Origin of the sequence: Dawidia cretensis, from assembly GCF_018598175.1 — a bacterium.
Lineage (GTDB): Bacteria > Bacteroidota > Bacteroidia > Cytophagales > Cyclobacteriaceae > Ohtaekwangia > Ohtaekwangia cretensis.
In genome coordinates this window covers 94,660-108,159 of sequence record NZ_JAHESE010000028.1, presented here as the reverse complement: position 1 = coordinate 108,159, position 13,500 = coordinate 94,660, and the positions used below count along the sequence as shown (strand labels likewise).

General features: G+C 40.8%; 14 protein-coding genes. 3 read left to right on the top strand and 11 right to left on the bottom strand.

Translation table 11 applies throughout. The annotated features are described in order from the left end of the window. Positions 1-12: 12 nt before the first annotated feature. Complete coding sequence (locus KK062_RS22540; protein WP_254086620.1) at positions 13-537, bottom strand: GTP pyrophosphokinase; 525 nt, start codon at positions 535-537, stop codon at positions 13-15. A gap of 921 nt (positions 538-1,458) precedes the next feature. On the opposite strand from KK062_RS22540, the gene KK062_RS22535 reads away from it, so the two are divergent. Further along, entirely contained in the window at positions 1,459-3,663 is a 2,205-nt protein-coding gene (locus KK062_RS22535) for an AAA family ATPase (protein WP_254086619.1), read from the top strand. A 334-nt stretch (positions 3,664-3,997) separates the two neighbouring features. Continuing rightward, positions 3,998-4,429, top strand: coding sequence for a hypothetical protein (locus tag KK062_RS22530; RefSeq protein ID WP_254086618.1), 432 nt, complete (start codon positions 3,998-4,000; stop codon positions 4,427-4,429). A gap of 241 nt (positions 4,430-4,670) precedes the next feature. Here KK062_RS22530 and KK062_RS22525 read toward each other — a convergent pair whose 3' ends face one another. Both KK062_RS22525 and KK062_RS22520 read right to left on the bottom strand, forming a co-directional pair. Then, complete coding sequence (locus tag KK062_RS22525) at positions 4,671-5,117, bottom strand: hypothetical protein (RefSeq protein WP_254086617.1); 447 nt, start codon at positions 5,115-5,117, stop codon at positions 4,671-4,673. A gap of 109 nt (positions 5,118-5,226) precedes the next feature. After that, on the bottom strand, positions 5,227-5,487 hold the full coding sequence (locus tag KK062_RS22520; RefSeq protein WP_254086616.1) for a hypothetical protein: 261 nt from the start codon (positions 5,485-5,487) through the stop codon (positions 5,227-5,229). 308 nt (positions 5,488-5,795) lie between these two features. Here KK062_RS22520 and KK062_RS30985 point away from each other — a divergent pair, with 308 nt between their 5' ends. Next, positions 5,796-6,020 carry a SulP family inorganic anion transporter gene (locus KK062_RS30985; protein ID WP_317195805.1) on the top strand — a complete coding sequence of 75 codons (225 nt, stop codon included), beginning with the start codon at positions 5,796-5,798 and terminating at the stop codon, positions 6,018-6,020. Between the two features lie 190 nt (positions 6,021-6,210). Here KK062_RS30985 and KK062_RS22510 read toward each other — a convergent pair whose 3' ends face one another. The 8 genes from KK062_RS22510 to KK062_RS22475 form a co-directional block, all read right to left on the bottom strand. Next, positions 6,211-6,738, bottom strand: a complete 528-nt coding sequence (locus KK062_RS22510; protein WP_254086615.1) for a hypothetical protein — start codon at positions 6,736-6,738, stop codon at positions 6,211-6,213. A gap of 91 nt (positions 6,739-6,829) precedes the next feature. Beyond that, positions 6,830-7,522: a hypothetical protein gene (locus tag KK062_RS22505; protein WP_254086614.1), complete on the bottom strand. Its 693-nt coding sequence runs from the start codon at positions 7,520-7,522 to the stop codon at positions 6,830-6,832. Between the two features lie 211 nt (positions 7,523-7,733). Next, entirely contained in the window at positions 7,734-8,279 is a 546-nt protein-coding gene (locus tag KK062_RS22500) for a hypothetical protein (protein ID WP_254086613.1), read from the bottom strand. 186 nt (positions 8,280-8,465) lie between these two features. Beyond that, a complete protein-coding gene (locus KK062_RS22495; protein WP_254086612.1) occupies positions 8,466-9,167 on the bottom strand; it encodes a hypothetical protein in 702 nt (233 codons plus the stop codon). Between the two features lie 71 nt (positions 9,168-9,238). Continuing rightward, the gene (locus tag KK062_RS22490; RefSeq protein ID WP_254086611.1) at positions 9,239-9,934 is read right to left on the bottom strand and encodes a hypothetical protein; all 696 of its coding nucleotides are present in this window, start codon (positions 9,932-9,934) and stop codon (positions 9,239-9,241) included. Between the two features lie 953 nt (positions 9,935-10,887). Beyond that, entirely contained in the window at positions 10,888-11,613 is a 726-nt protein-coding gene (locus tag KK062_RS22485) for a tetratricopeptide repeat protein (RefSeq protein ID WP_254086610.1), read from the bottom strand. A 186-nt stretch (positions 11,614-11,799) separates the two neighbouring features. Continuing rightward, entirely contained in the window at positions 11,800-12,372 is a 573-nt protein-coding gene (locus KK062_RS22480; RefSeq protein WP_254086609.1) for a hypothetical protein, read from the bottom strand. Between the two features lie 581 nt (positions 12,373-12,953). Continuing rightward, a complete protein-coding gene (locus tag KK062_RS22475; protein ID WP_254086608.1) occupies positions 12,954-13,271 on the bottom strand; it encodes a hypothetical protein in 318 nt (105 codons plus the stop codon). Positions 13,272-13,500: the final 229 nt, after the last annotated feature.

Here is a 13,500-nt window from a genome sequence, read left to right as displayed (position 1 = left end):
ATTTGCTAAATCTCAACACACGCAAATGTTCAGACGGCGATTCGTTCTGTCGGGGTCAACATGGTCCGGAATATCCACCCAAACATGCTGCAGCGTCGATCTAATCTGAATCTCTGCTTTAATCGAAGCAAACTGCCTATACTCTGGAAGTGCACTCCGGAGTTCATTTAAGCTCATCACATAATGTAGTGATCTGTAACCAAATTGATCAGATTTCAAATTCCGCTTATCGACTGAATTGGCAGAGTCAATCAAAAATTCATTTTTGATTATCTCAGCTACCTTATCGACATCACTTTCCAAATAAGTGATAACTCTTAGACCAACAAGGTCTGTTATCTGATGCAAATCGCTGTATTTGTCTTTTAAATCAATCTTACTTTCTAGACTATTTCTGTCTTTCACTCTACTAGTAACCTGATGAACTTTTATCAGATTTAATTGGAGCAAATCAGCCAGAATGATTTCCAGCTTGGACCTAAAATCTTCAAATTTCCGATGGTTTAAGTCAAAGTCCGACAATATTTTATTTTTCATTGACAGGTAAAACTGAAAGATACAACCATGAGCAAATTTATATCCAGTCAATTTAATGTTTTTTTTATTAAAAGGAAATTACTACCTGCTGCTGATCTATAATATAATTGACCTTAAAAACCACGAGACATATTTCCTCACTTGCTGGGTGCATCTAATGAGCAGACAATTTTTGGGCTCTGGCTAGAGTTACAAAGGTGTTATACTCTCTGCCGAAATGTTCGTTCTAGGTACACGTCCTTTTTTATGCCATGGAAGCAAAAGTCAAACCGGCCCATTGGAGCCAACAATAATTGTCTTGCTGTATATTTATCTTAGGCGCAAAATCATTTTCATCCAGGTCAAAACTCATCAAACATTGTATAACGGTCTGTTCCTAAGCTATTAGGATACAAATTTTGCCTCGGAAAGCGCCGCATCGAAGTAAAAAACTCTACGGACAATCTTCTGAAAATACCCCGGATGATACCTAAAAGCTCAATCGCATTTACACGAAGTCCCAATTAACACCCATACAATACCCAATCCTTCACCAGAGCTTCGAGATCGGGGGTCCTTGACTTTTAGAGTAAAAAGCACTGATTCTCAATACTTTTTTTTGCGTTTTTAGAATGCTTTGCAAAGTTCATTTCATGGGGATGTTTAACTTGAAGAAAGTTTGCGCAGCTAGATATTAGCTTTCTTTCTAAATCGTTTCTCATCGACAACATCATATATTAGTCTATGCAGCACGAGCAATGAGTGAATTTCTTCATTGGCTCTTGCTGATAGCTAAGATTGTTGCTATTTTCACAAAAGAAGATGGATATACGAACAGTGTCAAAACTGAAATTTACTCAGCAATACGAAATTAAGTAGTACGTGAGTTTTTAGACCTGATTAACAACCCACATTTTCGAAAGAACGCGGCTACCGTTTCTAATGAAAATTCCTGTTACCGCAATTAACTATTGCCTAGCCGGATATAAAGCCCACTTTTCACATAACGAACCTTATTCAATGAGCACAAAACTTCTGCGCTATAAAGTCATTAATTTTAGATCTATTGAAGAAAGTGATTGGATAGATGCCGGTGGAAATACATGTTTGGTTGGAACAAATGAAGCAGGTAAAACAAATCTATTGATAGCTCTCTGGAAACTTAACCCAGCGAACGGCGAACCTATAGTTCCACTATCCGACTTCCCAAGGCATCTTTACAGCCAATATAAAATCGATGGACATGAAAAAGACGTGTTCATTAAGGCTGATTTTGAATTGACGCAAAACGTTAGTACTCAAATTGCTGAAGCGTGCGCATGTGATATCGAGCAGGTCCGCGTTACGCATATACAGAGAATGTATAGCGGAACGTATTACATCTCATTACCATACACAAAAATAAATTCTTACCCTAAGAAACAATTTAAAGTAATTATTGAAACATTTCTTAAGGAACTTCATGATCTTGAAGCATATATAAAGGAAGATTTCGACCTTCGCAATAAAATTGACCTAGTTGTTAGCAACCTATCGCCTAAAACAGATTCAGAATTTCTAGTAAAAGAAGATATTATCGCTGCTATAGACACAACTAAATCACTATTAGGAGAATTTGGGAAAAAACAAAACCTTCCGGAGCCCTTCAATAAAAAACTACTTCCATCACTTAACAAAATACTAGGCTCTTTCGATGGAAAATCCATTGAAACAACCGCGGAAATCCGTCAACTCATTCTTAAATATATACCAAAATTTGTTTATTATTCTGACTATGGAAACCTTGATAGCGAAATCTATTTACCTAGGGTTATTGAAGATTTGAAGCGCACTGATCTTACCGAGTCTGCACGCGCAAAGGCAAGAACATTGGATGTTCTTTTTAGGTATGTAAAACTTTCTCCTAATGAAATTTATGAACTGGGGAATGACAGAAAGATCATAATAAAAACCGTCGACACATACAAAAGAGAAGTTAGCAGAGAAGAGCAGAACCTATCAGAAGAGGAAATAGCAGAATGGGCGAAAAAAAAGAAAGAAAGAGGAGTCTTACTTAGATCCGCAGCCAGTGAACTAACTAAAAGTTTTAAACAATGGTGGCAACAAGGAAATTATATTTTTTCGTTCGAGGCAGACGGAAGTCATTTCAGAATTAATGTTTCTGACGAGCTTCGTCCGGAATCTATTGAATTAGAAGGTAGAAGTAGAGGATTACAATGGTTCTTTAGCTTTTTCTTAGTATTTCTCGTGGAAACAAAACAAGAACATTCAGATGCCATACTTTTGCTCGACGAGCCTGGGCTCTCTCTACATCCTTTAGCGCAATATGATTTAGCTGAGTTCTTTAGGAAGCTCGCCGAAACCAATCAGTTGATTTATACCTCACATTCTCCTTTCTTAGTTGATATGGATAACTTAGCAAATGTTAAAGCTGTTTTTATCGATAAATCCTCTGGGCGTACAAAAATATCTTCGAACCTCAGACATGATGAAGCCGACGCTGAAAAATCCATTTATCCGGTTCATGCAGCGTTGGGCTTAACTGTATCAGACACTCTTTTGCTCGGATGCATACCTGTACTGGTTGAGGGACCAAGTGATCAAATTTATCTAACTATGATTAAGCGCTATCTAATTAGTAAAGGCAAAATTCTAAACAGTAAAGAGCTTGTATTTATTCCTACTGGCGGAGTAAGAGGCATGGGACCCGTGACTAAATTAGTAACATCACGAGATAACAAACTCCCTTACATATTATTAGATTCTGATAAAGTTGGAAAAGAATATCTTAAACAACTGAGTGCAGGAACATATAAAGAAAACCAGGACCGAATTCTCGAAGTAGCTAATTTTCTCGGCGAGAAAGGGTATGAAATTGAAGATTTAATGCCTGCCCAAAAATTAATAGAAGTTGTTGATCGTTTATATAGAGGTGGCAACTATTTTGACGAGTTTTACCAGAAAGATGAACCAATTATAGATCAGATTCAAGAATGGGCAAAGGTCAATAACGTAACTTTAGAAAAAAGTGGATGGAAGGTCGAATTAGCGAGAGTTGTTATTAATCAATTCGATAGAACTATGAAAGACGTTCCAACGGAATTAGAGCTTGCCTGGAATAATTTATTTCAAAGGTTAATCAGCTAATCAAAATAGCGACAACAAATTATAGTCGAAGTTTAGATTTCCCTAAAAGTATTTGCTTATAATCTAAACGACAAACAATGCAAAAAAGTACTAATTTAATGGCTCTTGGAAACCAGGATAATCCTAAACTTCCGGTCGGTAAGATATTGCATTGATGATTAATTTAGCATTTTCATTAATTTAGGCAAGCGACATTAGATGCAACTAACGATTATTACTATATTGAAGGTAGCTCATGAAAAGCTACCTAATGAAGCATGAAAGATTGAGCGATTAGGAATCTTAAAAGCATAATTTTAACAATTAAGGTCTCTCAAATAGAAGGAATAAACAAATGAAACCCTTATCACACACAGTAAAAGAAGAAATAAACAACAGTCAAATCATCGACGATTTTGAGATATTCATAAGAGATTGCCTTGCCACATATGCAGATTGCTATGTAGGACTATCCAATAACCCTGAAATACGTATAAACGAAGAATTCATAATCGAGGGACATACCGCAGATGGCCGTTATAAAAAGGGAGATCCCGTAATTGTACGAAATGCGAAAAGCAACGAAAACGCAATTAAAGTTGAAACGCACTTCCATGGTCTTGGTGCACAAGGTGGAAATGGTCCCGGAACTGGGATCAAAACCAGCATATATGCCTACTGTATTATTGATAGGTTAATAGCTAGCAAAGCAGTTTTAAAGATTATCGATGATGAAAAAACCAGACAACGAATAATTGACAAAGGCGACTATATAATTAGATCGTAGCATTGGGTTCCAAAAAAAAGAATCAATGTCGCCTTTAATGGAAGCCTTTCAGAAGCCGATAGACGCTAGGAAAATAAGAATAATCATCCACAAAAGACCGTAAGACCTTTTACACAGTTGGCTAAACCTACCAGGGCTTACAGCCTATCAGATCCTCACCGCTATCTATGCCTACCCTGCAACATTGGCTAACGTTCGGCAGTTCTGTTCTACACAAAGCCTTATTTTATTGTGGTTTTTTTTACCATTCGAACCAAACAACTAATCTGATCTGATTATCTTCCAGTCCTTTAAGAGCTTTGAATAATTCTACTAGCGCGAACAGCTTTTTCCAAAGACTATCGGCTGGAATTGAAAGTGCTGCTTTCCTAATCTCGTCATAATAAATTACGGAATAGCCAAATATTTCTCCGGTACCATATTTCTGTTCAAATGCCTCAATCTTCTCCATCTCCATTTTTACTATGTAGGATGCATTGATCGGAATACCCCTGTCTTTTGCTAATGATTCTATTTCAAACTCTTTTCGTAAGATCCTTTTGGAGTATCCAAAAAGGGTTTCTGTCACCTTATCCACGTGGTCAATAATGGAGTTCACACACATCCACGTCAACCATGAATGCTCTTCATCTCGTTCCTCTTGTGTGAAGTATGGGCTGTATTCAATCCAGCCTTGGGTTTCTAGCATTGTTTTATTTTTAGTATTGCCCCAACGCTGAGTTATGAAGCGTTGCTTTTATCCGCAAAAAAAATTAATCAAAAGTATTGCTTTCATGGTAAAAATCAGGATTGTATTACTACTGCGGCCAAAGCAGCAGTAGGTTCCTATATCCACCATTCTTAATCAACTGTCCCTCAAAATCGCAAGCAGCAACCGCCGGTGTATCGATAGACCAAAGAAATTCCAACACTTGCGAAAGTTGATCAATATAAATCCGATCCTCACCAACGTCTGAATGATCTACGTCAAGGAGATAATGAAAATATAGAAACCCATCAGGAAACCGCTTGCTCTTTTCCTGATTATACTGTTCATTTTTATCGAGATAGATATCCATTTGAAATGTCGTCATCGAGTTCTTATCATATTGGCCTCCTAACTTTTCTAAGATTAACCGTAACAACTCCGACTTTCCTAATCGGGATTGTACGTAGACACCTGCGTAAAGACTCATACATATTAATTTCAATCTCAATATAGGAATTTGCGTTTACACAACGGATGTTCCCCAAACGTCCCCCCTCTCCCTCCCAAAGGACCAAATTCCCTGTATATTTGCCCCTTTCCGTCGCACGATCCACCGTCCATGAAGCCTTTTGTCAATCTATTCGACTTCCGTCAGAAATAAACTACAAAACGGAAGTCTTGTCCGGCCTGACCGTTGCCATGACGATGATACCCGAATCGCTCTCGTTTGCCATCCTGGCGGGTCTGTCGCCTTTGACCGGATTGTATGCTGCGTTTTTAACGGGCCTGGTCACGGCCGTTTTAGGTGGACGCCCGAGGATGGTATCGGGTGGTACGGGCGCTACGGAACCACCTGGCTTACCGGCACAGCCCTTTGGACGATGCTGGGCCTGGCCGCGCTGACTATACTAATCGTCCTCTATTTTCCAAAAATCACAAAAGCAGTTCCGGCTTCGCTGGTGGCGATCGTCGTTGTGTCTTTGATCGTCCTGGGACCGGGATGGATTCAGATCGCCAGATATCCACCAATGAAGTGATCTTAATTCAAAAGAGCTGCACCTGGTGCTATCGTTACGACCATCGTCATTCCTATTCAGTCAAACCCAAAAAGCCTTCTGATCTTCACGAGCAGTGGGCTTTTTGAAGCAGATACACCGGAAACATTATGTTCAGTAACGAATTCTTCCAGTCCGTTCAGAGCGCCGTAATAGTGGGTTGTTCGTAGATACCGAATACCTTTCAATACTGCTTGTTGATGTTTGCTTAACATCTTCACAATTTCAGGATACTCAAATTGCATGATTATCACATCTTCAAAAAGACCGCACTCTAGCCGAACTTCAAAGGGCGTCGGGTTCTGCTGAAACGCCACCCGAAAAACAATGTGACTTCTACCCTGCGCGCCATCATCCACCAACGTAATGCAATGCCACGTGATGGACGGTGTTGCCAGGAACAACGTTTCCATGTCATGCAGCATGACAGCCCGCAGCGGACCCTCAAATTTCTCCCTATACAGTTCGTAGTAGCGCTCCTTGCCTTCCTCCGAAATCTCCCCCGGAAACATCGATACTAAAGCAACCTTCATGGCGTGTACGATCGGGGACGTTTCAAATTTCATGGAATAAATATAGTTATTCAAAAAATACCCCATCCCGCTAACAGATATACAAATTCTTTTTCATATTAGATGGTATGCTTTTCTGGTACGACTACGAGAGACCTAACTTCTCAAAAGGTATTTCCAAAGGGAGATAACCAACTTCCCGATATCCGTCAAGCACTATATTTCCTTTATACGTACCAATAGTCCTGTACATATCTAGAAAAAATTCATTACCTTTTTTTGCCGCACCTAATGGCTGTTCATAAATCAAATTCCCACCCTCTTCCAGGGTAAATTTGGAATACATACCATCTTCTTTAAAATTAACCCATACAGCGCCTTTCATTTTTCGCCCATAAATAGTAAGCTCTGATTCTATCAACCGATAGTCGGGATTAAATCCAATCTCGCGTCCTCTCTGCCGGGCGTGCTCGGAAGCATGAAGTAACGATTCATTTTTTATAAGCGATGCGGTTCTACTAAGATAATCACAAGCACGGTTCCAAGCACATTCGATTTGGTCGCGTCTGGTAAGAGACGTAAACTCAGATCTATTAAAATAGCCATGATACGCCAGATGCCCACCATAATAATGGTGGGAATCTTGTTTTACCTCTGGCACCAGCTCGTACGACCTTTCCGTAAGAAAATGAACGTTTAGAAATTTTATTCTCTTACCATCATAAACCTCATTCAGTAAGCGATTAAACAAATTCGCTATTTCAAAAAAATCTACCGTAAGTTCGGAGATTCTCTCCGAACCGTCGCTAAACAAAAACAATGTCCTATCTATTTTCATAATCCTGATTGACTGGCAAAGTACGATGCCCTTTAGCCTTGTTTGTAAGGCTGTCGTATTGTGTACGGCATTCTTCGCCCACTTCCAGTATCTGCGCGTCCGCGTCAAAGCTGACAATCAACAGAAGCAATGACATCAAAAGAAAAAGCTTATTACTCACTATTTCATAAGATAAGAAATACGATGCATAACACGCGACGACAACATCATTTCAAACACACCCAATCCCTGTTAAGAGGTCTAGTTCAAAAGTCTCCTCTGACTCACTTCGGATATCGTAGTATTCACCTCTTAACCGATTATCGGTTAGCCCTACGATTCTAAAACCATCAAAAGCTAACCGCTCTGTTCTCCATTTCACGCCCGAAGAATCGTATGCTATTAATTCCGTGTAGTTTGCAAATAAAACAATGCCTTGAAATAATACTGAACGCACATCAATTACAGGAATCGATTTCACTTCAGCCCAATCAGCTGGATTGTTAGCTGAAACAAAATATCCTGCCCCTCTCGATACAACACAGAGCTTATCTGCATTGGGTAAGGTATAAACCCCTGATACTCCTTTCGGAGTTATTTCGCCGAAAGAAAAAACTCCAACCCAAGATTCTCCATGTAAAGGAGTTATTTTAACGAGTACTCCGTCCTTACCTCCTTGAGTACTTGAACCTGGGTAGTAGTATATTCTTCTTCCTGGAGGAAGTTCGTCTAAAACTTCAACTTCATAATCGTGTGAAAAGCCTAAATCGATCTTCATCAAAATCTTTTTTAATAAGGTTTAAAGAATCTATGCATTATGAGTTCTGTGTTCCCTGATAGCGAAGGTCTAACACCAATTTCAAATACTCCTCGTGTTCCATTAAGGGTACCTGGCATTTGATATAGGATGTTAGTATTGCTCAGTCCCTTCGGGTGCAAGCCGGCCGTTTTCGCTTTTTTGAGACTATTTCAGCACAAAAATGATCCCTCCCGAAAATGCCGTAGCTTTTGAAGACAATTCAAGGCCGTCCCATTTGCCATAGGCAATTTCGTTTTCGTGAAATGGACGCAAGGCTTTGGTGTAGCGGTATGACGCGCGGATTGCCCAGCGGGAGCTGATCGAACCAATAACCGAGCCACTCCAAAAATACCCAGACACGAATCTGTTTTGGTGTACCCTTGGCCCAATACCTTTTACGAACTCCTGCTCAGAGGATAGCTCTTGGCTAAACTGAAATCCTACGTCAAGTGCAACGGAGAGTGGGCCGTAAAGTACCGGATTGACACCTACACCGACTGGTACACTAAGGTAGTCGAGGGTGACGTCCACGGGATACCAAAGCCGGGTGTTCAGAAATTTGCCACCGTGCTGGGTATAACCCAAACCAGTTTTAACATAAAAAAATTTATATAGCTTTATATAAACGGTCAGATCAAAATCTTTTGCATTCTTACCGACAGCTTTAAACCTTGACGGTTCATAGTCAGTCGCGCTTCCTTCATTTATCTCATCTTTAAATGAGCCATATAGCTCGCTTTCATTGTACCCAATGTCTAGTCCAAGGCTACAGCCTTTGGCCAGCGGGCCTGACAAATCTTGGGCCTGTATATTGTGGAGGTTAAAAAATGAAAAAAGTAGGAATGCAGATTTTATGAATGAATTCATCAAGGTAGTATTTCAAGTAGGTCATCAGATAGCACTATGTTTTGGCATTTAAACGGCACCGTGCGCATCTACTATTCGGCAACTATCGGAACTTTCTCGAACACGGGAAAGAGCACACCTTTCTCACTGAGCATTTCCTCCGGTGGAGGCAGAATACAATCTGGAACAAAGGCGTTCATTGACTCACATAGCTGCGTGAAACTCGCGATGTCCGGATAAGCATCAATTCCATATCCTGGAGCAAGCCGCAGCCAAACCTGATATTTTCCTCCTTGCACCTGTTCAAACAAATAGACCTCCCCATCCCCCACCTGTTCTGGTATTTCGGGGTTGTTTGGCAAATCTTGATTCACTTTTAATAAAATACTGTCAAGGCTGGTTAACATTGAATTGAATCGGAACGATTTGCTTGAATAAGAAAAAGACAGCATATTAATTCCCATTTTATCCCTACCATCGCGATCTCCCGTCCGCACAAAAGATACGTTGCCTATTCCCGAGTGCTTAACAACGGAAATCACGTAGGTCCCGCCAATGACTGGTGAGCTAACAGTCATCCGCTTGATTGTGTCAGAGCTGTGTCTTATCGAACTATCACCAAACAACAGGATTGTCCGCGAAAAAGACTTTGCCATTATGGTGTCGGAGTGAGGGTCGGTTGACAATTCGCCTGGTTTAAAGAAATTATTTGTGCTGACAGCAGCTGGCTTGGGGCGGCTAGTACACGCCAATACGACAAACATCAAAATAAAACTTGCTCGTTTCATTATAAATCTTTTCTGGGAATTGTGAAATTCTTTAAGCCTGTGTCCTTCAACGTAGGAAGCATGTGATATGGGTCGCTTACTTCTTGATATCTGTTATAGAAATAGATGAAGTCCTCTGAGATCATCACGTTGTATACGTCCTTGCCCTGATGAATCAAGTCTGTTTCAGGACTAAGCCCCTCCTCAAGACCATCCCAATAGTGGAAATGCAGCCTCCCGGCCCAATCGGGATAGGCTTCAGGCTCAAAACGAATTCTCGACTTTGTACCCATAACACTTCGGGCCCCTTAACTACATTACCATTTCTAATATACAACATACTTCCTCGCTCAAAGCTGTCCGGATTTTTCTGTTCGTTATAAAACCTGATAAAGTCATCCACCGCGTAAGTACGTCCAAAATTACTTAGGAGTTTGGTTCTAAACTGCTGATTAGTCATGACTGCGGCGGATCTGTCATACCATTTCATAAATTCACCCCATTTTTCCGCGTCAATGAGCGCCCGCTTTAAATCCGATTGTACGCTAAATATCTGCACCATAAGCTTATATTTGAGATACTTACAGCACTGCCAGTCTTATTGAAAACTGGTGAGTATGAAGCAGGCCTCGATATAAGTGTATTGAATATCAGAAGGTTGCAGGAGTAGTTCTACTCCCGTCCGGTCCGCAGAAAGCCAGATCGACCTTAGTCGTTCTGGCATTTTCTTTGCTCTCGTCCTTACACTCGCGCTGCCTGGCTACTGTCGCGTCATCCCATTTAAACAGGCTCGCCATCTCGTTCAACTTGATGGGGAGCTTTAAATAAGTTGATTGAAGCCCTGCTTTCACGTGATCACGAAAAGTAACTCTCTCTCTCCGCGGAACAAATTGAAACGTCCTTTAAGTCGTCGAATTTACCGCGCTGTTTGGTTTGAATTCTTTTCATGGATTGATTCCTTTTGGCGGCAGTTATTATTTACCAAGTATATCATTTACTTTATCTAGGAATTGTCTCGGCGCCTGATGGTTGGGGTCAATACTATGAGCCAGTTCAAACTGTCGTTTTGCGTTTTGATAGTCGCCCATTTTAAAATAACATTCTCCAATTGAAAACTCAGCAAGTAAACTATTTGGATTTTGTTTCAATGAGAGTTTAAAATCTTCTATCGCGTCTGACCATAAACCTAAATCCATTTTGCAGAATGCCCTGTCATCAATAGCTTCAAAGAATTGAGGAAACAAGTCTATTGCTTTTGAGTAAGAGTCGATTGCATCATAATGTCTTTTCTCATCAGTTAGCCTTAGTGCTGCTTTATAATACTCGTTTGCGATAGGTAAATAGTAATTAGGCTCTTGTGTCTGATGTAAATATTCGTGATAGCCGATCAGGTCGTCGGCTATAATTTGTTTATTTGTCAGCAAGACAGCGCCTGCAAACGCTTTCTTGGCAAAAGGCGAATGATATACAGAGACTGGTAAATTGTCGATGTCATTACCTGCCGGTAAACTGTTTACTGGTGCATAAGTCAAAATATGATAACATTCAAATTCTTTGTCCTCTGCTAAAATCTTGTATAGATTGAATTTTTCATTTTTCTCTGTATAAAAGATGTCTCCAACTGAAAACTCGACTACCTGTTCATTTTTTGAATGATCGGGTTGTGCCTCCTTATTCTTTAAAAAGTTAAAAAGTCCCATTTCATTTGATTATCTGTTTTAACATGTTCGTGCAAGTTATTCATTCGTTCGAAATGACTTCATCTGTATCGGAAAGTAAAAACAATAAGATTGCCGATGGTCAAATTGGAGAGCTTCCTTCGTTATTTTATAAATTCCCAAAACTTGTAGGATTAGACAGCAAACAGGACACTACAAATTTGGCGGCTACTGGCTAAGATATTTTGACTTCAGCTCCTGCAGCCCCGCGAACGCCACGGACTGGATTGCCCTTTGGTATAGTTCTTCAAATCTTTTGTATTTCGCATCTGCCGAGGCGACAAACCATTGGCCATTGGTTTCGATTATATATTTTTCCTTCTCATTTTGCAATGTGATTCTCAATCTAACTATTACCGTTTCCGTTTCTTTCGAAAAGGTAGCTGAGAATTCTTTTGCCCCTTGAATCAACTCCACATTTGCTTTAAACGCTGTGGCATTGTTTGATCTGAAGTTTTTATGAATAATATCCGCCACAAGTCTTTTGTGGGCCTGACTAAATTCCGGATAGTAGTCAACGAACTGTCCCGGTAGTGAAAACACAGGCAACCGGATGTCCGGGCCAGGAGATACATAGTCCCGTTTGTCTTGAAATTCTATGCTTTCGATAGAAACAGGAATGTCAAGGTTTTTTGTTTCGTAACCGGTATTGAAAACCCTGTCCAGATTTACGCAAGAGGTCAGCAGACCCATCAATAATAGACAAGAAATTAAAGTTGTTCGCCGAACCCGAATCTGCATTTTGTTTTTATCTATCGTTATCGATGTAAAGAAGCTAAAACTGACGCTGATTGCCAAATATCTCCATGAGTCGTGATCCTGACGATAAAAGCTCTTTGTATTAAATTATTCGAATCCCGTCCGGTCCACAAAGAGGTTGCAATTCCGCCAATATTAAATCGTTGATAACGCAAGAACTATAGCGGCAGGCTGATGGCCATCTGGGCCTTACGCAGGAAAGCGGCAATGCAATCCTGAAAGAAGAAACAGCCAACCTGGTGTATTTTGACGCGCCATTCATTGCCAACCCTGATCTTGTAGAGCGCTTTAAGTATAACTTGCCATTGTCAGAAAGCAACAGGGATACGTACTATACCGGCGGAGAAATCGGGTACGCCGATTACCCGGCATCCGGAATCGCGGGCAGTGGTACACCGCCAGAATATTGAAGGAGTAGTCGCGGTAATGTGATCTGTATAACAACCTCAGATCTAACACCAAAAGGTTCGAGATTTTGCCGGTCCTCCCTGCATAAAATAAGCCTGCAAATTTTAAAAGTTTGCAGGCTTTTTTGTGAGTAGTGGAATGGACATCGAACCCATTCAAACCATCGTGAGTTTTGGTTTTACCCGGTCATAAAATTGTTGAAAGCTTTCGGTCCGTTGTGCGTCTTCAATTCTTCCGAAGCCGCCGTTCATGAAAACAATGCGCAGGTAGTTGATTAGCGTAGTCTCATGCTCCTCATTTAGAAAACGTCCGTCGACACTCGGCAGCTGCGACAGTGTCAGCACGTAGGCAGGACCTCCACTGACGTTGTCTTTGTGGTAGTAGTCGGCAGAAAGTTCCAAGCTTGGCACTTCTCCGTATTCTCTCAACTCGGCCATTTCTTCCTTCCAGTCATCAGTGGTTACATGCGTCACCAAGTCGTCTAATGGACAGATCTGAACAGGGTCAGCATACGGCCACGGTGTCGCATCGGCGGCGTGATTGTCCCACGCAAAATTGCAACCGCCGACAAACGTATAAAATAGCTTTCAGAGAAAGTGGCACATGACCAAAAGGCGCGACTGCCTCATCAAGTTGTGCCAACAGTGTCGTCGTATCAGTAAATGGCCTCACCAATGGCTTCTGAAAGCTGTACTTGCGCAA